Source organism: Posidoniimonas corsicana (genome assembly GCF_007859765.1).
GTDB lineage: Bacteria > Planctomycetota > Planctomycetia > Pirellulales > Lacipirellulaceae > Posidoniimonas > Posidoniimonas corsicana.
This window is the reverse complement of record NZ_SIHJ01000001.1, coordinates 2,031,116-2,054,309: the sequence shown is the minus strand read 5'-3', so window position 1 is coordinate 2,054,309 and position 23,194 is coordinate 2,031,116. Positions and strand designations below refer to the sequence as shown.

11 protein-coding genes are annotated in these 23,194 nt (G+C 57.8%); 4 read left to right on the top strand and 7 right to left on the bottom strand.

Annotated features, from left to right (window positions below; genetic code table 11):
- Window positions 1–437 precede the first annotated feature (437 nt).
- From KOR34_RS07810 to KOR34_RS07785, 6 genes are all read right to left on the bottom strand, one after another.
- Window positions 438–1,280, bottom strand: a complete 843-nt coding sequence (locus KOR34_RS07810; RefSeq protein WP_146563721.1) for a helix-turn-helix domain-containing protein — start codon at window positions 1,278–1,280, stop codon at window positions 438–440.
- 611 nt (window positions 1,281–1,891) lie between these two features.
- Complete coding sequence (locus KOR34_RS07805) at window positions 1,892–7,534, bottom strand: lamin tail domain-containing protein (RefSeq protein WP_197531242.1); 5,643 nt, start codon at window positions 7,532–7,534, stop codon at window positions 1,892–1,894.
- A 680-nt stretch (window positions 7,535–8,214) separates the two neighbouring features.
- Window positions 8,215–10,923, bottom strand: coding sequence for a hypothetical protein (locus KOR34_RS07800; protein ID WP_146563717.1), 2,709 nt, complete (start codon window positions 10,921–10,923; stop codon window positions 8,215–8,217).
- Between the two features lie 927 nt (window positions 10,924–11,850).
- Complete coding sequence (locus KOR34_RS26545) at window positions 11,851–12,909, bottom strand: DUF1559 family PulG-like putative transporter (protein WP_197531241.1); 1,059 nt, start codon at window positions 12,907–12,909, stop codon at window positions 11,851–11,853.
- A gap of 114 nt (window positions 12,910–13,023) precedes the next feature.
- A complete protein-coding gene (locus KOR34_RS07790; protein WP_228714543.1) occupies window positions 13,024–14,265 on the bottom strand; it encodes a LamG domain-containing protein in 1,242 nt (413 codons plus the stop codon).
- Window positions 14,266–14,761: 496 nt separating this feature from the next.
- Window positions 14,762–15,283 (bottom strand): sigma-70 family RNA polymerase sigma factor, encoded by a 522-nt coding sequence (locus KOR34_RS07785; RefSeq protein WP_146563714.1) that lies wholly within the window; start codon window positions 15,281–15,283, stop codon window positions 14,762–14,764.
- 621 nt (window positions 15,284–15,904) lie between these two features.
- Between KOR34_RS07785 and KOR34_RS27465 the strand changes: the two genes are divergently transcribed.
- The 3 genes from KOR34_RS27465 to KOR34_RS07770 all read left to right on the top strand — a co-directional run bounded on the left by KOR34_RS27465 (window position 15,905) and on the right by KOR34_RS07770 (window position 21,157).
- Window positions 15,905–16,108: a transposase gene (locus KOR34_RS27465; RefSeq protein WP_146563712.1), complete on the top strand. Its 204-nt coding sequence runs from the start codon at window positions 15,905–15,907 to the stop codon at window positions 16,106–16,108.
- Between the two features lie 664 nt (window positions 16,109–16,772).
- A complete protein-coding gene (locus KOR34_RS07775) occupies window positions 16,773–19,628 on the top strand; it encodes a PSD1 and planctomycete cytochrome C domain-containing protein (protein WP_390620784.1) in 2,856 nt (951 codons plus the stop codon).
- 38 nt (window positions 19,629–19,666) lie between these two features.
- The gene (locus KOR34_RS07770) at window positions 19,667–21,157 is read left to right on the top strand and encodes a DUF1501 domain-containing protein (RefSeq protein ID WP_146563710.1); all 1,491 of its coding nucleotides are present in this window, start codon (window positions 19,667–19,669) and stop codon (window positions 21,155–21,157) included.
- A gap of 194 nt (window positions 21,158–21,351) precedes the next feature.
- Here KOR34_RS07770 and KOR34_RS07765 read toward each other — a convergent pair whose 3' ends face one another.
- Entirely contained in the window at window positions 21,352–22,419 is a 1,068-nt protein-coding gene (locus tag KOR34_RS07765; protein WP_146563708.1) for an integrase core domain-containing protein, read from the bottom strand.
- A gap of 482 nt (window positions 22,420–22,901) precedes the next feature.
- Between KOR34_RS07765 and KOR34_RS07760 the strand changes: the two genes are divergently transcribed.
- Window positions 22,902–23,090, top strand: coding sequence for a hypothetical protein (locus tag KOR34_RS07760; protein ID WP_146563706.1), 189 nt, complete (start codon window positions 22,902–22,904; stop codon window positions 23,088–23,090).
- Window positions 23,091–23,194 lie beyond the last annotated feature (104 nt).

The following is a 23,194-nucleotide window of genomic DNA, read 5'->3' as shown; positions in this document are numbered from 1 at the left end:
ATAGGCCCTGAGTTTTGTAGCTCTGTAGAAAGCTTCTAGATGTTTAGAGGATCATGAGGTTGAGGTTGAGGGTGAGGGTCTTGAGGGCGGCTTCGCGTCGCTGCATGGGCTTTTTTCGTGCTCGCAGCTGGGGCCCGAGGAGGCGTTTGAGCATGCTGATGGTGGTCTCGGCCTGGGCGCGTTGCCCGTAGCGGGTGGATGGCTAGTCTCCTTCTGTTTGAGTTTCACAACAAACAATTCTAGGAAACCAAGCGTGGCCCGCCTCTCTTTCAATACACGCTGATGGCAGCGGTGCTAGCTGTTACAGAAGCGGTGGGATGGTATCGCTCACGCCGCCGTCGTCTCATACCCATCGCATGCCCCCGATCAAAAAAATCCTGCGGCACTCAATCTAGCGCCACGTTCGCGGGGCGGGAAGTGGGTTTATCAACGGGCTGCTAGGGGTCCTTTGTCATCGCGGCGCGGTGTGCTTTGCGATACTCACGAGGCGAGCATCCGCACGCTGCCTTGAATGCTTCATTGAATCGACTCAGACTCTGAAAACCAGCGTCCATAGCGATCGTGAGGACCGCATCGTCTGCCGTGGCGAGCAACCTTTGAGCGTGAGAGATGCGATGCTCGGTGACAAATTGCAATATCGTCGTTCCAAACGTCCGCCGGAAAAGGTTCATTGCGTAGTTTGGGTGCAGACCATTTGCTGAAGCGATCGAACTAGAGGTGAGCGGTTGCTGGTAATTGCGCGCAATATAACAAGCCAATTGGTCCGCTCGCGACAGCAGCGGCGACGGGCTGGCGAGTCGAGATCGGCCGAGGGTTTTCCGAGCAACACGGAGTAGACGGGCGCGCACTTCCAGTCTGGCTGCTTGTTCCCCTACAGCGTCGTCATTTCTAAGGTCTTGCTCCCACTGCTGAAGCCTGAACGCGTCCGTTTTATCCTTGGCGGGATCGATGATCAATTCGCCGTGCAGGACTCGGCTTACGAAATCAGTGTCTAGACCCGCAAGTAAAAAGTCACTCAGGGGTAGAGTCACGACGTAGTAGGGCGTAGTGTCTTCAAATGCCACAATTTGATGTGGAATTGCAGCCCAAAAGACGGAGAGCCGTTCAGCCCCAATATCTATCCGATGACCTCCTAGCAAATAGGAAAGCGAGCCTGATTGGAGCAGATTGATTTCAATTTCGTTGTGACGATCGGGCCGCGGCATCCGGGCTGGCTGCCACTGCTCGCAAGTAAAGCCATAGGGAGAGAAATCTGAACGCGTCCGATCAAAATACTTCATGTCCAGCGTACTAAACTAAAGGTATTCAGCGTACGGCAGCGGGTCTATCAAGACCTCAAGGTCGTCTCGTCGACGCCGGCCACGTGTCATCCCCATCCCATAGCAAACCATCCGGTTGAGCATCCGTACCGGAAGCATTCTCACCTAACCAACGTCATCTCGGAAACGACTGGCTCGATTTCATGCATGAACCTAGTCCTGAAACACCTCAACCCTCACCCAATACCACAGATGCCGAAGGTAAAAGTGTTTGCGATTACCAGTGCAGTGGATCTCTGTCCGATGGGCTGCACGACTACCGCCTGCCCCCACTCCGGCGCGCTGCCACTTTCAGTTGCGTCTCAGGCAGCAGCTCCGCTACGCGGGGCAGCGGAAATTTCTCATCCCGTGCTCTCATCGGCATTGGGGATTAGGTCAGCAGACCACTGATGCATAGAGGGGTTTTGAGAAAACTAGGCACGTCCTTTAGTATTCGAAGTTAGTCATACACTTCAGAATCTCGAAAGCGTTGAGAAAGTCAGCGTCCCGATGATAGCGGTGTGACGCCTCGAAGCCTCGGAGTGGTCGCGAATTAAAAAGATCATGGCGAGGAGGCTTGCCGGTTAGTTATTTCAGGGCAAACTTCTCACGCTGCTAGCCAGCGACTCGAAGGCAAGTTCCTTCTGAGTAGGGAGCGTTTCAGGTTTTTCGAGTCCTGCCTCAGAGACATCCGAGGGCGGGGAAGATTCCCACTCGCTCGTTGTGTCTATGCCTGACTCGCTATGGCCGATAGCAAGCAGGAGAAGCGCAAGGTCGGTCGACGCAGCACGTTCTGGGTCTGCCGAACGTGGTCGGACGGTGAGTTGCGAGTTCCTGCTAGCTAGTTGCGGCTCGGCGCCGAGCTGGGTTTGGGAGAAGTAGGCGAGCTGTGGTCTCAAGCGATCCTCTTGCGCATCTGAGGTTGCGGACTGCGAATCTGACGCCTCGCTTGAAGCAGGCGCCGTTACTGGCGTGCTCGAGGAGGTTACCTGTGTTGTTGCGGTTTGGCCAAGATGGTCCCGCCAGATTGTGTAGTCGGCGGCGTTGACAATGCCGTCGTTGTTGCCATCGGCGTCAAGCACCTCGGTGCTGCCGTAGGAGGCGCGCCAGACGGCGTAGTCGTTCTGTTCGACAGTCCCATTACCGTCATAATCTCCGGGCAGTGCGGGGAGGAAGCTCACCGCGCCTGGTGTGGGCGCCGCGGCGTACCAACTTGTCGAGTCGTTGCCGTAGAGAGTAGCGCCCAAACGTTGAAGACTTTGTCCCTGGCCATCGACCGCTTCCGGCCAAGGCGCCAAGTCATCGTACAGAACCTCGTCGGCTGTGATGTGGACGACGCCTCCTTCGCCGAGCATTTCAGGCTTCTGCAACTCAACCCTTGCGAAGCCATTGCTCAGGTTGCCGGAGAAGCCGCCAAGGATTGTAACCTCCGTACCCAAGCCATAGTGGGCGCGGAATGCAGCAGTTAGTTCTGTGTTTGAGGCGTCATTGGGGTCAAAGGAAACAAGCAACAAATTCTCTCCGGGCAAGAGGTTTGTCGCTGTTGGGATGTCGTAGTCGCTCTCTCCCCTTAACTCCCAGCCGGTCAGGTCGATAGCAGCGACACCTGCGTTGTGGATCTCGACAAACTCCAAGTCGTTGTCTGTGATAGCGGGATGGATTGCTGTTGCGGCCGCGTTTGGATCGGCAGGGTGGTAGTTGACCTCGCTGATCACGACTGCGTCGATGCGCGGGCTGGTGTTGGCGACCCCGAACGTGTTGCTATTCAATGGGGTAAGCCGGCCGCTGCCATTAGGTACGCGGCCTAACGATTCGCCCGCCAGGGTGGCTCCGAATGCGACCTGGTCCACAAACTCGATCGAACCGGCGCCAGTGGGTTTGACGAGGTAGAGGTCGTCTCCTTCGCCCTTGAGGCCGAACGAGAAATCGTTTTCGTCGAGGACCAGGTACTGTCCGGCGCCAATGGTCGTCCCCAGGGCAATTTGGTGCTTTGAGAACTGACTGTCGGAGTCGCTCAGGAACCAGCCCCCGATGTCGATGCTGCTCGACGTCGGGTTGTAGAGTTCGACGGCGTCTATCTGGGGCAGTTCAGTACGGGCGAGCACCTCGTTGATGACCACGCCAGCTAAGGGCGCGCTCGCAAGCCCAGGAGACCCGCCGAATTCGGCGCTGCCTCGCCAAGCGTAATATTTGCCTAGTTGATTGGAGGGGGTGTTTGTAGGCTCAGCAAGCACGAGGGTTGCCCCGGCGCCATCGGAGACGCTTGGCCATGGATCTGAATCCCCGTAGGAGACCGACATGAGCTCGGCGCCCACTGCATTGAGAAGCGTGATTGTCTCCCCGCCGCCGCTGAGACCGCCGCTCCACTCGCCGATAACGTTCAGGCCCGAACCGTATCGCGTCTCGAATGCTAGTTGATCTTCTACGATGACCACCCTTTCACCCGGCGCCAAGGTCGTGTTGCCGAAAGTGAATGAAACACCGTCGGCGATCGCAAAATCTCTCAAATTGACAGAATCCGTAGGCGACGTGTTCAACACCTCGAGGAATTCAAAGTCGTCGCTCTGGACGCCGGCGATCGACGCCACCTCGGAGGCGGTCGGTTCATACGGGGAGTAGTTGATTTCTGAAATGACGATGGAAATGTCGTTGGTTGTGAAGACTGCCTCGGACAGCGGGCTCCACTCGCCCCCGGCGAAGGTCCGCGCTTTGACGACTGTCGTCGTATCGAGCGTGATGCCATCGCCCGAGTATGGCAGGCCAACAGCCGATCCCGATGTGCTGCGAGGATCGGACCCGTCGAGTGTGTAGTAAACCGTGCCCGGGCCCGACAGCGTGAGCGTGCTTCCGGCGGCGACCGAGTCGCCAAACTGCGATTCCCCGTCGATAGAAAACAGCGGTGCGTCCAGCGAGACAAACAACCCATCGTTTAGCAGTCGCTGAATCAAGAGGTCGCCGGCGTTTGCAAAGAACGAGTCGTGGACGTACTCAACAGACTCTCGCCAGTGGTCAACGGTCATCAACGGCACGCTCTGGCTGCCGGTGGGGATATGCCCATCGCCGAAAGGTCCCAGTGTGGAGTAGGCAGTGATGGTCTGACCTTCCCTGGCGTCGCCCCAGCGCGCTGACTCACCGATAATGCCCGCTTCGATCTGGTTCGCCCGCTGCATCCAACGCATCTGGTTTGCTTCAACCGTCATAGCACCGTTGTTGAATAGGTGCTTCTGCACCCGGTCCGCGAACCGCAAACGGAACTCAGAGCTGTTTCTAAGATCTTGAAAGAGCTCGCCGGGGGTTTGGTTATTGCTAGCGTTTGTGCGGTCTCGGTAGAGCTGGTCCAGAGATATCTCTTGGTCCCAAGTGAAGAACTTGAATCCGTCGCCGGGGTCGACGCGGTTGCGGGCGGCGTACCAGTTGTGGCTGGGCCAGTCTTCAACACCGGCGTACAGATGAGATACCAAGTAGTCGATAAAGTTGTCGACATCCAACAACGCATCAGTGTTTGGGTCGTCGACGCCGCTGGGCAGCCTGCCTTGAATCTGCTGAAACAGATCGTTCGCCACGCTCGGCGATGCGTCGCTTATCTGATCAGCAAGCGAGAACATGTCGTCGTAGGCGGTCCGTTCTCCCCGAAACAGCTCATTAAAATCTCTAACGATGTCCCAGTCTTCTCTTTCTCCACCTAGCCGAGAGGCAAGGAACGCGTCGTCAACTCGCTCTGACGGCCAGTAGAGCCCCCAGTACAAGCCATTGATATACAAGTGGACGTAAGTGCTGCCGGCAGATGGGTTGCCCATCGCGATTTGCGTGTCGCGCATCCAGACGTCGCGCATGTAGGTCGAATCAAGCGGCGAGTACCGGTCGGTGACCGTTCGAGTGGCGAAGGAGTCGGTGAAGGACGCCTTCAGGCTGACGGTGTTGATGTCGGCGAACTCAGAGTTGTCGAACAGCGGGAAATTGAGCCGTCCGGGGCCGTCGAATTCGCTGTTGAATACTAAACGAAACGAGTGTTTTAACAGCCGGTTGTTGTCGCGGCTCGCGGCGCCCTGCATTTGGATGCCGACGTTGTACTGAAATTGCTCGCCTGTGTTGGGATCGAAGTACTCGACCGAGCCGGGGCGACGCCACGAGGCGCCTTGCGAGGTTGCGTTGGGGTAGATCCCGCCCGTGCCATTAGGGCCGACTCCCCACAGGTCTTCGTGGTCGAGCACCAACGATATCGTTGGAATCGACGTCAGCCCCTCACGGATGCCGAAGTCGTTTGGATCGACCGGGCTGTTATCGTCCCACTGGTCCACAACGCGGCTATCCACGGTGTAGTCGCCCGGAAAGCCGCCCTGCCAATTGGTTGGGTAGGTCACGCCGTTCTGAGGATCCCCAAGGGGGTCGGCCGTGAGAACGTCTTCCAAGAACACGTAGGTTTGCGTGCCTACTGTAGTAGGTTCATATCCCTCCCTAAATGCCGCTGAGCGGAGCGTCGTGGTCTGGTCCACGAGAATCGCACCAGTGTAGAGTGTAGCGTTGGGATTAGACGGCGCTGGGACGCTGCCGTCGAGGGTGAAATACAGATCGGCGTCTGCGGAAGCCGACTCCATTGATACGCTGATCGGGGCGTCGTAGAAGCCACGTTGATGACTGAACGTCACGACGCCTTCGACAAACCCCGCGACACCCACGCCATTGGCGGACCCTGGCGTTGGATTCGGCAGATAGCGGACGCTGTCGAACGTCGCTGCTTCGGTGGAAAACGTAAGTTGGGGCGAGAAGAGAAAGTCGGGGCTGGAAGAGCTCGAATTGAGCGCGTGGACTGCCAAAGTATTCGTTCCGTCAACAAGCTCACTCAAGAACCCTGCCAGAGAGAATGACTCGTACGCCAGGGAGTCGCTATCCGACCGGCCCGTGGGAGTAACCGCAGTGCTGGTGTGAGACAAATTTGGGGGGGCAAACCTCGACAGGACCTGCACGCCGTTGAGGTACGCTACGAAGCCATCGTCGTACTGAGCACTAAGCATCAGGCTGGTCACCGCTGAGGCGTCCTGAATCTCGAACTCTGTCCTCAGGTAGACGCTCGTCGTTCCAGCGGGAACCGCCGTAAGAATGCTGTCGGAGAAACTATCATCGTTGTTCACCGGGTTCTGTTCGTAGCCGATAGCTGACTGGCCCGAGACGAACCCGTTGGCGGACGCGTCAAACCCATTGGCGGTCCAACTCGTGCCCAGGCTGTCGTCGGTAGGAATCAGGTAGCTAGCCGGGCTTGTGGCGTCGATTAGCGCGCCAGTCGGACGGATGCCCACGCCATCAAAGAAAGTTCGATTGGGAAGCGATTGATCATGGTCGATAAATACTGTGGTGGACGCCGCGCCGCTCACTTGGCCAATTGGTGCGGCGTAGAGCGTCCGGTTTCCGTCGACCCAGTCGCTATAGTCGTCACCGCCCTGGCCCAGCACATTGAGCCCCGAGACTAGTTGGCTGCTGCCTGGCTGCTGAGTGAACGCGTCGACGGCGAAGACGCCGGGGCTGCTGGGGACGAAGTTCGTCAGCTGCCCGCTTGTCAGGCCTGCCTCCACGTTCCAGCCATTGCTGTCATCCCAAAAAAAAGCGAAGACGTCATAGACGAGGTTGGGGTTGAGCCCAGGCACGCTTACCGCTAGCTCACCCACGGCGCCCCACGCCTGCAGCGTCCCCCCTTCGTTCCCAAAGTTGACGGGGTCTTGGCCGGCGCCAGCCCCGCGCGGCGCCCAGCCGCCCGGCAGTCCAGTCGTGTTTCCACCAGGCTCTTCATCTGCGTCTATATAGAGAATCGCGCCAGGCGTCGCTGTTGGGGGAGAGACCCCTTCAAACCCGTACGAGACATCGGTGAACTGATCGGGATAGTCGACGCCCCCAATTCCAAACTCACTGGCAACTGCAAAGCCTGGATCGACCAAGGCAACGTACTCGCCCGCAGCCGACAAACGGAAATTCGTATGCAAATTTCCTTCTGGATCGGGAACCCCATCACCCGAGGCGAAGACGACCAAATACTCGCCCGGGTCCAAGATCGACTCGACAACGTCAGGGAACTGCCATTTTGAAAGGTCGCCGGCGTCATCGGTTAGGCGCCAACCATTGAGGTCGATCGTTGTGTCGCCAGCATTGTAGATTTCAATCCAGTCAGACGAGACGCCATTGCCATCGAGCAGGCCGTCAGAGTTCGAGGCTAAGAACTCTGTGATAATGGGTTCGGCGGCGAGCATGGCCCGTGGTTCAAGACGCTCGACAGTTAGTGTTCTGCGTCGAGTGCTTCGCTGTTGATTCGCACTTCGCTCGCTCTTTAAACGCTTCATGTTGCCAGCTCTAGTATGACGCCGCTTAGCTGTAGTACAGCCAATCGTCTAGAAGGTGCTTCAATAGTAGCTCACGGCACAAAGACCGCTCTGATTATTCTATTCACGTGGACACAGCCACAATATGATTCTAGCCACAAAGGTGCATCACAACACCGTTGCGGCGAGTTCCGCTTCACGATGACGGGCGAGACCAACCGACTACCGGTGTTGCCTATAGAAGCCCTGACAAAACCTATTGAACTTGTCGTAACTTTGCCCCCAGGGCAATCGCATCAGAATGAGGGTGACAAGGCAAGCTTTAGAGCTTCCCAGCCTTGCTTGACAGCGGCGGAACGTTCTGTCGTTTCCCTCTCGATCTAACGAATCACATATCTGATTGCTTCTATTCTTTGGCAAGCGAGACTCGGCAAGCTGCGATGCGACGCATCTTGCCTGAATGCATTCATTGTGATGCGATCGCCCTACGGTCGCGACTTACCGTGAATCAAGACCGGTTTGTCAGAGATTCTAAAACTAGACGCGCCAGCCGGTAGAAGCCCTGCCCAGGCATCTACCGGCGGCACGAACTAAGAACCACACTCATGCGCCTAGCAAATACGTCGACGCCCTAGAGTGACGCAAAGTGCGGAAAGTAGTAGTGCAACCCCAGTGGGTTCCGGAGCAGTAGCGGCGGCGCCTCCTTCGCCAACGTAGGTCACCAAGGATGTCGTTAAGGACCCGTCCTCGACGTTTCCATAGCGGAAGACCAAGTCCTGACTTCCCGCTGTATTAAACGCAGTCCCTAAGCTGGTTTCACTTTGTGCCGCTAGCGTAGTGATGTTCAGCAAGTTGACCTCGTTGAGAATTTCAGGAGACAAACCACCGGGGTTGGATGTGGCGCCATAGTTATCACGCCAAGTGTCATAGTCCTCTTGGACATACGTTGTCCCAAGGCCGTCACGCCAGACCGTGTAGTCTGCCGCATCCACGGTCAGGTCGCCATTGTAGTCGCCGTCAAGGTCACCGCCTCCGCCAACGCCGCCAGCCTCGTCCCAGCCTTCCAGCAGACTATCGCCTGCGACCGATCCGGCGTCATCGCCGTCGATAGCATCGATATTCTGGTCGTCGAGGCTGTTCCAGCCATCTGGGTTAAGCGAACCGCTTGCACTGGTGATCTCGTAATAGCTCATATCGACCGATACATCGAATTGATTCTTAATACTGATTTCGCCCGTGCTTGTATTTACCTCTAACGTCGGTATTGCCGGTGCGACCGCGTAGCCGAGCCCGTCATACCAGGTGCGAGCTCCCAAGTCGGAGTTGTGGTCAATGTAAGCAGTCACTGTATCGTTATCGCTGGCCACAGCAGCAAAGCCAATCGAAGCTGCGTAGATAGTCCTGTTGCCATCGACGTAGTCATCAAAAGTGTCGTCGCCTTGCCCGAGGACATTAAGACCTAGCACTTCTGTTGGGCTGCCACTCATCTGCGTCTCTTCGTTAACCGTCAGGATGCCAGGAGTGTTCTGGTCAAAGTCGGTCAATGCTCCGCTCTCCAACCCGGCCTGGATGTTCCAGTTGCCCCCGTCGGACCAGTAAAAGGCGTAGATCTGATAGAACCCCGCGTTGGGGATTGAGAACGTTGTCGCCAGTTCATCCACTTCCCCGTTCCCCTGCAGCGCTCCGCCTTCATTCGCGAAGTTAAGGGCATCGGTGCTTGCGCCTGCTCCGCGAGCAACCCAGCCGCCAGGAAGGCCTACCGTGTTGCCGCCTGCTTCTTCATCTGCATCGACGTAAGTTATTTGTGCGCTGGCTTCTGGCGCCGCTGCTACTAAGGCGAGCATTAGCGCCCCGGCAGCTACCACCGGTGCGTGGCGTCGGCAGCGAAATCCGAGCCATCCAGCGGCCAGCATACTCAGAAGGGCGAAGCATCCTGGTTCTGGCACGACCCCTGAAGAGATGAGGGCGAAGCTGCCAGCTCCGTTGGCGGTGTCATAGACATCGCGAAATGCGACTAGGTCGCTGAAGTTTGTAACTAAATCACCCGTTATGTCTCCCATGCCGTGGGCCTCTGCTCGTGAGATGTCGGAAAAGGTTCGATTGAGGTTACCTAGCATTAGGCCATAGTCGTCGACATCAATATTGCCATCAGCATTGTAGTCACCGATCGCCTGCTGCGTTCCGCCGGTGAACTCGACGGTCACGGGCACTGAGAAGCCAGAATCGTTCAGCGTTAAATTGACGCTCACGTCCTCAAATGGCGAGGCCAGCCATACATTGCCAAAGTCGATGGTCGATGCTCCGCCGGGGCCGAAGGTTCCGCCGTCGACAAGAACCACCTCCTCGCTAGGGTCTCGATCGACTTCACTCTCGGCCAGGCTGAAGGAGGTCGAAGAGGTCACCTCCCAAGCGTCACCATCAAAAGTGCTGTCGCCAGCGGAATCCAGATTCCCCGTAATAGACGACCATTCGGAAGAGGCCAAGGAGCCAGCTCCCGACGCAATATTAATGGCGTTGATCGAAAAGTCAGAAGTCATTGACGATACCGTCAGATTCCCAGTAGTTCGATCAATGGTCGCCGTAACGGTATTCGCCGTTGCCCCGGCCGGAGCATAGGCAACTCCGTCGAACCATGTGCGCTGAGCGATCCCCAATGACTCGTCAAAAAGATCGTCTATAAATACCTGAACTTCGCCACTGCCATCCGCGATCGCAGTTCCTACCTTGGAAACCAACATTACGCGATTACCTTCAAGCGTGGCTCCCTCAACGCCGGGAAAGCCATCTTCGATATCGGGGTTGTCACCGGGGAGCGACTGCCAGTTAGCAAACACGGCCAAGCTACCAGGGATCCCAAGGCCGCCTGTCCGGTCATACAGCGTGTTGCTATTCGGATTTGAAGTCAGCGCGCCCCGAATATTCCAATTCTCGCCACCAGTGGCCGACCACCAGACGGCGTACATGTCGTAGCTTGTTCCCGAAGCGAGTCCAGAAACGGTCTGAATCAACTCGGGAACATCTTCGCCAGGGTCTGCCTCGTACACGATGCCCGACGCGCCGAACATATTACCGGTAGCAGTGCCACGAATACGCCATAGGCCGTCGCCGCCGTTATCAGTAGAGGTGCCGAATATATCGATTGCATTTCCCAGCGGTTCCCCCGAACTGGTGCTCAAATTTACATTGACGAAGTCATCCGCGTCGACGTACGTCAGGCCCTGCGCTTGGGAATTGCTGGCGCAAACAAGAGCGACCGAGATCAGGGTGACTGCTTGCCAAGATTGGCGGCCGCGTTCTAAGAGCTTGAGTTGCTCAATCACGTGATTGCTCCACATTCAAATAAGACAAGGTGAGGTCCACCCTTGTGGGCGGTTTCTAATCGATCACTTACCGGACGAAAAGTTGAATAGCTTGGCAGCACAATCCCACACTCGCTAAGGAACGAGTTCTCGATTATCAAGGCTGCTCTTCTTACAAATAAGACAGGTAGATTACTCAATCGCACTGTTAGATGCGTCCCTAGCGACCATGCGCCAACTCAAAGGCTGTGGCATAACCTTCAAGCTGCATCGTTGCCTCGTTGCCTCGAACTGCGGTAGTAACTTGTGAGCATCTTGGCTGGAATCGAAGGCATACTAGCTTTGCCTTTGCCGACACTCTCAAGCTTGAACCGGTGAAACTTAACGCTTGCCCTCCCCTGGTTTGCGGAGCGGGACGTCGATATTCAAATCCGCCAATCCTTTGCCCGGCTCAACCGTTAGGATAAGCCCTTCATAATCCTTGGCGACGTAAGATGCGGCGTTTACCTCGGCGTCACTAGGAGCGCTGCTCACTTTTCTCGGATCGAAACAGGAAACCGCGAAGCGGTACTCACCCGGCACGACCCCGTCGCCTGGCCTGAAGGAGTATGCTTCAAACTTCCCATCCGTTCCAAACGAACCCGAAGCGAGACGCCGGGGCACACCTTCAGCGATACTCAGCGGAGACAATGTAACGCGACCAGACGCGGGGCACTCTTTGCCGTCGAACGTGACGGTGCCTGTGACAGGGACCTTAGCCAATGGATCGCCGCCGCAGCCTAACGGCGATGCGATAAACACGCTAACGCTTAGCAACAGCAGTGCATTAGTACTTCGACTATTTCTAGACACTTACAACCTTTCAACAGTTTTCGACTTTGACAAGCTTTCCAAACCTAGCTAGCACGCCACCATAAGCCGGGGGGGGAGTGCCCGCACGAACAAGGACTAGGCGTCGTCATTCACGTTTTCCTCACCCGCTCGCGAACCGAACGCATTCCAGGCAAAGTAATCGATCGATTCTTGGATCAAGCGAGCGCTTCCATCGCCAAAAAGCATGTTGGCGCCGCCAGGGTGCCAGCTCTTGAAGCCAGAGGTGCGAGGGTAGGTGCGAGGTTGCCTTGGACCGTCTCGCCCGATTTCCTCTGCGTCGTTGAAGAGATTGATAGGTGTCACCGTTGACGAGACGACAAAGTTCTCAGAGAACACCGAGTTGAAATAGTTATGCGACGGAATGTGCTCACCAGCCAAGAATGTCTTAGAGAGCCCATCCGGGGCTTTCTTGAACGCCACGCCGTCGATGGAGCGGCATATCAGCCCACCGCAAAGAGCGCCTTCTGGCCCCATACAAGGCAGCCGAGCATTCCCAAAGCATGGGGCGCAGTTGAACTTACCGCCCGACCCAAAGTTGCAACCAGTTGCGACTTGTATAACAGGATCGACGCCGCCCGATGCACCGGCTGGGACGGTTCCCGTCAATGTGGAAACGAAGTCAGGAATGGTGGTACCCATAGAGCCGGTGTACCAAAGCATCTGGCAGACTCTAGGATTCCGGCCTGAAGACTCAACGTCGTCTGCCATCGGTTGGCTAGCAGTTTCATCGCTCGGGCAGATCAACTGCTCGAACCGTAGCTGCGCGATGACTTGTTCATTGGGAGTATCTGTCGCCCCACCGTTTGTGAAGTACTCGGTTCTGTCCAGGGAGTCGAGGACAGTCCCGAGCTCCATGTAGTCAAATGTATTGGTGATCCAGTTTCCGCCTGGTGGGGGGCCACCGTTGTAGTGGGACCCCGGCGGCAGAGTTCCATTGGCGCTCTCGTAGTTATGGCACGCCAGGCCGAGCTGTTTCAAGTTGTTCAGGCACTGCATCCTGCGGGCCGACTCGCGAGCCGATTGGACGGCTGGCAGCAGCAACGCAATGAGAACGCCGATGATCGCAATGACCACCAGCAGTTCGACCAGGGTGAATCCTAAAGCCGAGCGTCGATCTTCTTTGTCAGTTTGCATAGGTTTTCCTTGTCGTCTTCCCCATATCCTTCAGATAAGATTTCACGATTGAGTTGCCTGCTCTCGAACAGCAGTTCTTTGATTTTTGTAGCTCAACCGTTGCAAGTATGCGTACTAGGTCTCCGTGAGACCCTTAGTGTCGGGGCGAGCACTGCGGAGCCGTGCGCGAATCTCGCTAGCTTCTAACGGTCGTTCATAAGCCGCCAGCTCTCTAACCTGCCCGATGTACGGACGGATTCCCTTCGTGTTGTAATTCTCTGAACCATCCAATGGGTAGATCTGACCTACCACGAGTCGGAGCTGCCCAGGCAGGTTTCTCAATTCGTGTGCTTCAGCCATCACCTTTCCATCCAGATAGAGCGTCATCTTCTGCCCGTCTTTGGTAACAGCAATGTGCTGCCATTGCCTGACACGGTAGTTTGAACTTGAAATGCACGACGTCCCTACATCACCGCGCAGAGAGAGTGGATTCCGATGAAGAAAGCGAATGGCGCTAGACGGGACTCCTCGGTCGGCGGAAACGACTGGTCCACCAAGCTCAACCAGCAGTCCGTGAGGATACATCGTCCCTTGAGGATCTTTGCCAACCAGCGAGACCAACGATCCGTTACGGTATTGGCTCGGCTTCATCCAAAATTCGATCGAATAGCTGCCTAGCGGTTCATTCGGCCAGTAGTCTTGGCTCACGAAACATCCGGGGTTCGGATTCAAGCCAAATTCGACGGTCGCTTGGTCGGTGGCGGTCCGCCAATGGACTTCTCCAACCTGATGGAGATCAAGGCCCTCAGCTGAGCCAAGGTTTGGCACCACCCTGCTCGCTTGAGCGAATCGCAGGTAGACGACTGGCTCACTCCGCAGCACGATATCTTGGTACGCTTTGCCGAACCTCACTCGGTCCGAAAGCATGGAACGCGATGATGCAAACGCCGCGGGCGAGGCGGCAATGTGTTCTGCACCTACAATCTCCTTAAACCGAAGCTGCAGCCGTAAGGCGTTGCCGCGAGAGACACGCATGCCTTCAGTCGAAAGCGTTCCTCGACCTGGCGTCACGATCAGTTCGCCATCGAAGGCGTGGATCTCATGAGAATCCTCCGTTGCTCGAATACCGAAGGATGCGTCGGCCAGCACCTGAATGGCGCCAGCCGGCGTTTCTAACGAAAACTCTCCGCCCTTCGGTCTCGCGTCCGCGGTGACGGTTCCATGGCGAACGCCGATCTTCCCATCGGCTCGCAAGAAGACGCTAGCCGGCCCTTCGATCCGGACCCGCATACTTCCGCCCTGGGCGTTCTCGAAATCGAGTTCAGCAATCCCTTCGAGCAGGGTCAACACTTCGCCCAAGCGAAGCGAGTTTCCCACAGCAGGTTCGGCGGTTGTTTCGGACTCCCAGACGCAGGCCGTCATCCCAACTAGCTGCGGCGTGGCAGCGAAGGCACTCGCGGAGTGGCTGGCTGCTAGCGGCGGCCCAGACGGCGACGAAGAGTTCGCACCAGCGACGGTTCCGATTGCCAATTGAGCGACGGCCCAATGGCTAACAATCAGAACAGCGGCGGCTGCGGCTTGCCAGCCATAGCGTGAGGCGCAATCCCACCAGGTTCCGGCTCGGCGGGGCCGGCAAGACGCCCCCCCAGGCGTTGCGAACTGCGTTTCCGACGCGAGCGTACTCTTACTCCGCTCCGCGTCGCTGAGGGCTGCCATCTGATCTAAGAGTTCCGACCCATGGGCGGCGTTGGCTGGGCTCTCGAATAATTTACTCAGTTCTCGAGACTCAGCCGACGATGCATCCCCAGCCGAGATCTTCAGTATAATGGCACGGAGTCGTTGCTCACTTCTGGTGGATTCGCTCATGGACGATCTATTCCGATTCCAGTTTCCTTTGCACGCATCGCATCAGCAGAGAATGGATGCGGCTTAGCTCTCGGTACACAGTGTGCCTGGGCCGACCTTTGCGGGCTGCCATCTCTTTCGGGCGAAGCCCCGTGAAATACCGCAATTGAACAGTCTCTCGATCAGGAACATTCAATTTGGCCAGGCAATCCGCCAGAGCCTCCCGACGGCGGTCGATCTGTTGGGCGATTGGCTCGGCCGCCACGGCAAGGGCCTCAAGGGCAGCCTCGCTCATGTGCTGAATTCGCTGGGATTTATGCTTTTGTCGCAACGCCTCGAAGTAGGCCATCCGGCAGGCCCAGGCGCCAAAGTCTTTTGCGGGATCGTACTCGCCGAATTTCCTCCACAGGACTAAGCAGGTGGCTTGGAACACTTCTTCGGCGTCATTCTCACCATTGAGCATCAATGTGCGAATAAACGCGTATAGGCGTTTTGTGTGAGCTGCAAGCAGTTCAACAAACCGCTCATTCGCCTCGTCACTTACGGCCATAAGGAAAAGTTGCGTTGCCACCCGCTGCCCTGGAAGGTGGCATTGTTGGAGAAGATGAGATGAGTCAATCCAGTAGAGGTCGAGTGACAACTACCGCTGTATGTATTCCCGGAAAGTGCCGCCGGTTTTGCACAAATTCGTTGAAAATATCCGAGAAACTTTGATTCGGTCGATGGGCGGTTCGCTAACGCGTGCTACAGTGCCCATCGCGCTCCCCGCTGAGCACACTCTGTGAGCTCGACAGCATGTTCAGGAGGTAACCGCAGTTGTCCGCACACCATTCTCCAGGCGTTTCTCCAGGCGCTGTCGCTCCTGTTCGCGCAAGCGGACCATCGTTTTCGCAAGATCTGCCCCTATTCCAGGACATCTTATATGCGCAACCCCGAGACGGCATCTAGGCAGGAATGGCTGCCAGGGTGTCGCCCCGCTAGAGTTTCGTAATGCCTCCAGCGAACCAAGGCCGAGGTTTCAGGCAGCGCCAGTGATCATTGCCCTTGTGAGGGGCCAGAAGTCCTCGCCGTCAAGCGGCTCCTTGGAGCATTTTCTCGGTACCCTTGTGGGATTGGGCGCTAACGCACGGGATCGCATACGCGATTTGATCTGTAGTGCCATTCTGAGTGGGTGACGAATTCTCGCAAGCAGGCGTTGAGCGGGGAGGTAGGCATTCGCTTTCGAGACCTGGTCCGCCAGGCCTGCCGATCGCACGAGATCGACATTCTGCAGGGGGCAGTGTCGTGCGACCGCATGCATGTGCTGCTGAGTTGCCCGCCGAGTCTGTCGCCGAGCAACGTGCGATTCTTCTTTAAATGGAGACTTTCTGCGTGAATATCGGCACGCCTGTGTTGAATATAGCTAGGGCATGGGGCTGAATGCCGCCAGGCGGAGAGCCAATGCGCGTTGGGCTTCTTCACCTCAAAGACCTGATGCCCCGATCTGTTACCGAGAAAGAGCGTCAAAAGCGTCTACAAGTTCAGCCCAGCGTCATAGACCGGCAACGCCCTTCTTGCCAGTGAATTCAGCCGGCATTCTGGGCACGTGGGCGCCTGCCCTCTGCATTGGCTAGTGTGGCGTCGACGACACCGAACAAATGGCGACAGTACGGGATGACGCCCCGATTAGATTCGGATGCCGGTCGGGGCTGCAAGCGTCGTCGCCAATCGCCTGAACGAAGATCCGGTCAGGGCGTGGCCGCAGCTCACTCACGCCCAACAGATTCCGACTCACAAGGAGTTTGAAGTAAGGTGGGCCTTTACCATGGGCTTCGCTACTTGGGAGTAAGGTTCGTCTTTCCTGGCAAGCTCCAATCGTCCCGGCAGGATTGGTGGCAGCCGTCATTTACACATTCCACCTGCCCGGCACGAATGCCTTCAATCCTACGATGCTTCTCAAACTGCCTCGACGACTACCTCAACCACGGCGAAGCCTCCGTGCCAGAGCCTATGCTGCTCGTCTGGCGCACGTAAGCTTCTTGCTGGCAGCCCCGCTATGCGTGCCGGCGTCTGACTCACCCGCTGCAGAGCCTGCAGAAGCGAACCACTCCGAGGCTGGCGGTCCAGAATCAGAGCCCCCTACGCGCGTCGATTTCAATCAACACATCCGCCCAGTTTTCGTTTCTCATTGCCTGAGCTGCCACGGCGGGGTGAAGCAGCAGGCGGGAATCTCATTCGTCTATCGCGATCAGGTGCTTCCTCCGGAGGGTTGGATCGTCGAGCCAGGAGACCCCGGCAGTTCGATTATTATTGACCGAGTGATCGAAGACGATCCTTCCCTGCGGATGCCGCCTGCAGAGCATGGCCCCCCGCTTAGCAGCCGTGAAATCGACCTGCTGCGGCAATGGATCGCCGAAGGCGCCACCTGGAAAGAGCACTGGGCGTTCGAGCCTCCCCCTGAACCAGAAGTGCCGACCGTAAAGAACCATGCCTGGGCTAGGTCCGATATCGATCGATTCGTCCAAGCCCGTAGAGAGCAGGTAGGGCTAGATGCTCCGCCAGATTCAGCCCCCCACCGTTGGCTGCGTCGCGTCAGCCTCGACATCACCGGCCTGCCTCCTTCGCCAGAGGAACTGGAGCGTTTTCTTGCTGAGCTCGACTCGCTGGGCGACGGGGCCTACGGCCGTGTAGTCGACCGGCTGCTCGCGTCGCCCCATTATGGGGAGCGTTGGGCTAGCGTCTGGCTAGATCAAGTCCGCTACGCCGACTCCAAGGGGCTTGGCTTAGATGGTCCCCGCTCCATCTGGAAGTATCGCGACTGGGTGATCCGATCTCTCAACGCCGACATGCCCTACGACCAGTTCACAATCAAGCAGATTGCTGGCGACCTACTCCCTGGTCGAGACCCGGAAAACCTGATAGCGACCGCGTGCCACCGCCTCACACAAACCAACGAGGAGGGCGGCACCGATGACGAAGAATTCCGCATCGCTGCAGTGCTCGACAGGGTCAACACCACCTGGCAGACCTGGCAAGGAATGACATTCGGCTGCGTGCAGTGCCATGATCATCCCTACGAACCGTTCCGCCACGAAGACTATTACCGCTTCGCGGCCTTCTTCAATAGCACTGTCGACACCGACCTGGGGGACGACGCGCCGCTCTTCGCTGCGCCGCTTCAAACCGCTGACTACAAAGTGGCAGAGCAATTGGATGAGCAGATCCAGTCACTGCAAGAATCGCTCTGGGCAAAGGGTTTTGGCATGCTAGAGGACGACGGCTCATGGACGCCGCTGCAAGGCTTGTCAGCCAAGACCAGCAACGCCACGGTGCTCGATGTCGAAGAGCAGTCCGCCCACGACGAATTCACAACAGTCGGCACCATCCAGCACGGGGCCACGTTCACGCTCGAAGCCCCGCTCCCAGCGGGGCTCGAGTCGCTTACCGCGATTAAAGGAGTCGTGCTGCCGTTGGATCCAGAGGCGGCTAAGGGAGATTCTGAGTGGGGCTTCGTTTGGTCTCACGTCTCTGCGGAGCTGCTGCTGCCGTCGCAGTCAGAGGCCAAGCCGCTCGACCTTGTCCGCGTCATCGGCGACGAACCGCACCCAATCTATGATCCCCAGATGAGCCTCGACAGTAAGTCGGGACGCGGGTTTGCTGCGCTCTCGCGTATCTACTACCCGAGGCGCGTCGCGCTGGTCCTTAGTTCGCCGGTCGTGATCCCACGGGGCGCCAAACTCCGCCTGACCATTGCCCATCGAGTCCAGATGGTCGGCGCCTTCAGCCTCACGAGTCGGCGGGGGTGGCTGGCGGTCTCAGGCAACCCAGACTTCACCGACTTCGCCAACTCTCCTACTATTGCGAAGCAGCGGGAGCAACTCGCCAAATTACAAGAACAGCGTCGAGAGATTCGATCTACGCCGACACCCGTCATGCAGGAGCGACCAACTCACCTAGCGCGTCAAACGAACGTGTTTGAGCGTGGGCTCTTCCTGGACAAGGGCAAGCAGGTCTCGGCGGGCGTACCAAGTACGATGCCGCCGCTCTCAAGAAACCAGCCAGCCGATCGACTTGCAATGGCCGAGTGGCTGGCGTCCGAAAAGAATCCGTTAACCGCACGTGTCGCCGTGAATCGGGTTTGGGCGCAGCTCTTTGGCGTCGGCCTTGTCGAAACAGAAGAGGACTTCGGTTCTTCGGGAGAGCCTCCCTCGCACCCGGGGCTGCTGGATCACCTTGCACTCCGACTTCAGAATCAGCATGATTGGCGCTTCAAGCCGCTGCTCCGTGAGTTGGTTCTCTCTAGCACTTATCGCCAAAGCGAAGTCGCATCAAGCACTGCTAAGACATCTGACCCCAACAATCGGCTGCTGAGCCGCGGCCCCAGGCATCGTCTCTCGTCCGAGATGGTGCGAGACCAGGCATTGGCGCTGTCGGGGTTGCTGGTCCGCGATCTCTATGGCCCCCCTGTGAAGCCACCGATCCCGGACGGCGTGTGGCAGCCCTTCGCGGCCTACGATAGGTGGCCAGCGGCGCCTCGGGGCGACGCCGATCGCTACCGGCGGTCCATTTACACCTACACCAAACGGAGCATCCCGTACCCGATGTTCGCAACCTTTGATCAACCCTCACGGGAGTTTTGCTCGCCGCGTCGCCTGCGCTCCAATACCCCGCTCCAAGCGCTGCAGACTCTCAATAGTGAATCGTTTGATGAGTGCACCGAGGCGCTGGCGGAGCGGATCACGCAGACCACCGGCACGCCAGAAGAACAAATCGCGTGGGGCTTCAAGCTTGTTACCTGCCGCCCACCCAAGGGAGAAGAGCTGACGGTTCTCACCGAGCTGCTGGAACATCCCGGCGGGGGGGCTCAGGCCGTGGCGAAAGTCCTATTGAACCTCGACGAAGTACTGATGAAATAGCCCGTGATTGCGGGCTTGAGTCAGCAGGCAGAACTGCCATGAAACTCGATACGTTACAGTGTGAAATCGGCCGCCGCCATCTAGAGTTGGCGACTCGCCGAACGTTCTTAAAGGACTGCACCACGGGACTCGGTGCATTGTGGCTGGCGTCTCAGCAGGCGACCGCAGCGGCCAGCAGCCGGTCGGAGTCAGGACCTCTAGGATTGCCCCACCATACGCCAAAGGTGAAGCGGGTCATCTTTCTGCACATGATTGGCGCGCCCAGCCAGTTGGAGCTCTTTGAGAACAAGCCCGAACTAATAGCCTATGACGGCAAAGATTGCCCCAATGAATTCTTGAAGGGAAAGCGATTTGCGTTTATCCAGGGCATCCCCAAGATGCTTGGGCCACAGTACCCATTTGCTCAGTATGGAGAATCGGGCGCCTGGGTAAGCGACCGCCTGCCGATGTTCGCCAAGCACGTTGACGACGTCTGCTTTATAAAGTCAATGCAGACCGATCAATTCAACCACGGCCCTGCCCAGCTGATGGTTCACACCGGGCAGCCCCGCCTTGGTTATCCTTCTATTGGTTCCTGGGTGACCTGGGGACTCGGCACCGAAAACGAGGACCTCCCCGGCTTTATTGTGCTGCTCTCTGGCGGTCGGCAGCCGCGGGTCGGTAAAGCCCTCTGGAGCGGCGGTTTTCTGCCCTCGGTGTACCAGGGCGTCCAGTGCCGCTCGCAGGGTGATCCGGTGCTAAATATCTCAAACCCGAGCGGGGAGTCTCGGCAAGAGCGTCGCGTGCTACTTGATGCGCTCACGAAGCTCAACCAGCAGTCGTACAACACCTTCGGTGATGAAGAGACCCTTGCGCGGATTGCGCAATACGAACTCGCCTTCCGCATGCAGTCTGCGGCGCCAGAGGCGATGGACATCACCCAGGAGCCGCAACAGGTCCGCGACTCGTACGGCGCTAACCCTGGCGCCGAATCGTTCGCCAACAACTGCCTTCTGGCCCGCCGCCTTGCGGAACGTGGCGTACGGTTCATTCAACTCTTCGATTGGGGTTGGGACACGCACGGCTCAAACGAGTCAGAGGCCCTCAACGTTGGGTTCCGACGCAAGTGCAAGCAGATAGACCAGCCTATATCGGCCCTGCTCACCGACCTCAAACAACGCGGTATGATGGAGGACACTCTGGTCGTTTGGAGCGGCGAGTTCGGCCGCACATCGATGCGAGAGAACCGCGGCGGTGCCGAGATGAGGTTTGTTGGACGCGATCATAACCCGCACGCGTTCACCCTTTGGATGGCGGGCGCCGGCGTCCGCGCCGGTTACACCCACGGCGAGACCGACCCCATGGGCTTTTCCATTGTCCGCGACCCGGTTCACATACGCGACTTTCACGCCACACTACTGCACTTACTGGGGCTTGACCACCGGCGTCTCTCAATCCCTTTCCAAGGCCTCAACCAAAAGCTGACCGGCGTGAAGGAGGCCCGGGTCGTGACCGAGGTCTTGGCCAACAGCGCCGCCGCGTCAGTCTAGAGCCGTCCGTTGTGTTCAAGCGTCGTGTTCAACAAGGTTGTCCGCTGAAGAACCTCCGTTGATGAAAGGTTTAGACGCCGGTCACTCCGCAAACTTTCGCTGGTCGGATTGTCAAGAATCGCGGTCGTACGGCCGATGGGGCAGGGCTGGAGAATCGGTTACGGATCCGAGGCGAGCGATTGTCCCGCTTCGCATCAGGCGGCTTTGCGTTCGTAGTGCTTTAGCGCCCCGCCGAGCCACTCTCGGCAAACGACTTCCTCCCCGTCAGCTGGCGGGTCATCGACCTCGGGCCAGACGCCGAGTAACGGCTTGTTCTCCTTCCGCTGGTGAGGGCGAGACGCGTGGTAGTAATCCAGGTACGACTCAACGAGGTGATCGAGGTGGCCGAGGCCGAAGGCGATGAACCGGTTGAGGCACTCACCTCGGATCGAGCCGATCCAGCGCTCAACAAAGGCGTTCTGGTTCGGCGCCCGCGGCGCTGTCGGCTCGACGGATACACCTGCTTCGGCGAAGGTCTGGTCGAACCGCTTGGAGTACTTGAAGTCGAGGTCGCGGACCACGTAACGAACGGGCAACTCCATCGACCGAGCCTGCTGCAGCATTGACTCGGCCTGAACAGTAACCCAACCGTCGTCCGGCGTGAGCGTCGCCGGCGAGCAGATCACCCGCCGCGAGTTGACGTGCAGGAACGCCAGCACGTAGGCCTGCCGCAAACCGGTCTTCGTCACGACCATCTTCGAGAAGAAATCACACTGCCAAAGCGTGTCAGCGTGGATCTTGATGAACTCGTCCCAAGTCCCCCTGCCCCGCTTCGGGCTCGGCGATACGCCCTCTTCTTTGAGAATTGTCCGCACCGTGGTGCGTCCAACGCACTGGATCCGGAGCTTTTTGAGCTCGCCCACAATCCGGCCGTAGCCCCAGCCCGTTTGTTTCGCCAGTCGAATCACAATCTGACGTAGAGTCTCCGGCGTGCCTTTCCGCCCCATCTTCTTGGCGGGAGGCTGCCCTTGGCTTTTCCGCTCACGCCAACGCTGGTACGTTCGGGGATGCACGATTGAAACCAGCTTCAGCACGTCCGACCCGATGCCATCACCCAGTTCCAGCAGTCGTTCGCGTTCCTCGTTCGAAAGGAAGATCCGGCTTTGGGGCACCCGAACTCGGGTCATCTCGAGCTCGGCCTTCAAGAACAGGATCTGCCGCCTGAGCTGGTCTTCTCTTGAACGCGCCAGCAGAAACATCAGCGGGGTAAACCAACCCTTCATCAAGCAACCGCCCTGGCGAGATTCTCCGGGAAACTGGGGTGACAATCTTTCTGAGCCCCTGGTGTCGGTTGATTCTCTCAGCAATGACGCTGGCTTCAAGCATCATTCCCGGTATGGCTTTCAAAGAATTCGCAACGGCCGGAATAGCCATGCTTGGGGCCTGACTCCGCGTACCGTTTGTACCGGATTTAGGCCGACTGTACCGAAATACCTGACAATCCTTGATACGGTTTGATAGACTCTCACTTGTCTGCGATAGCAGGTTTCCCCCTGGTTTTGCCGAGAAATGAGCAGTTCCAAGGCTGGTTAGAAATCGCCTCATAACCTCGAGGTCGTCGGTTCGAATCCGGCCCCCGCCACTTTTTCTAAGTCCTGCTGAAACCGTGCTTTAGGTTACCGGCCACTTGTGAGGCCGAGCGGCTTGCTAGGGCCCAAAAGAGGTAAAAGTACCTCTTTTGGTGACTCGTAGCGGGAGAGCCGCCGTGCCCAAGCTACTCAAGCGCCCCCCGAAGTACCGTCTCCACAAAAGCACCGGCCAGGCCGTCGTCTCGATCGGCGGCAAGGTGCATCAGCTCGGCCCCTACGGCTCCGGCGAGAGCCACGAGCGGTACGAGGAGCTGATGTCGCCGACGCGACGAGGAGCGGCCCGACCTGGCCGAGGCCGACCCTGAGTCCCTGCTCACCGTCAAGCAGCTGCGTCGCCGCCTGCAGCAGGGCGTATGGTCCAAAAACTCAGCCGACGCGAAACGCCTTGATTTGCAGGCTTTGTGGACCG

Bases quoted from the DNA above. Each gene is read 5' to 3' on its own strand.
- KOR34_RS07765 (WP_146563708.1), bottom strand. From the start codon at position 22,419: ATGAAGGGTTGGTTTACCCCGCTGATGTTTCTGCTGGCGCGTTCAAGA.
- KOR34_RS07810 (WP_146563721.1), bottom strand. From the start codon at position 1,280: ATGAAGTATTTTGATCGGACGCGTTCAGATTTCTCTCCCTATGGCTTT.
- KOR34_RS26545 (WP_197531241.1), bottom strand. From the start codon at position 12,909: ATGCAAACTGACAAAGAAGATCGACGCTCGGCTTTAGGATTCACCCTG.
- KOR34_RS07805 (WP_197531242.1), bottom strand. From the start codon at position 7,534: ATGCTCGCCGCCGAACCCATTATCACAGAGTTCTTAGCCTCGAACTCT.
- KOR34_RS07785 (WP_146563714.1), bottom strand. From the start codon at position 15,283: ATGGCCGTAAGTGACGAGGCGAATGAGCGGTTTGTTGAACTGCTTGCA.
- KOR34_RS07770 (WP_146563710.1), top strand. From the start codon at position 19,667: ATGAAACTCGATACGTTACAGTGTGAAATCGGCCGCCGCCATCTAGAG.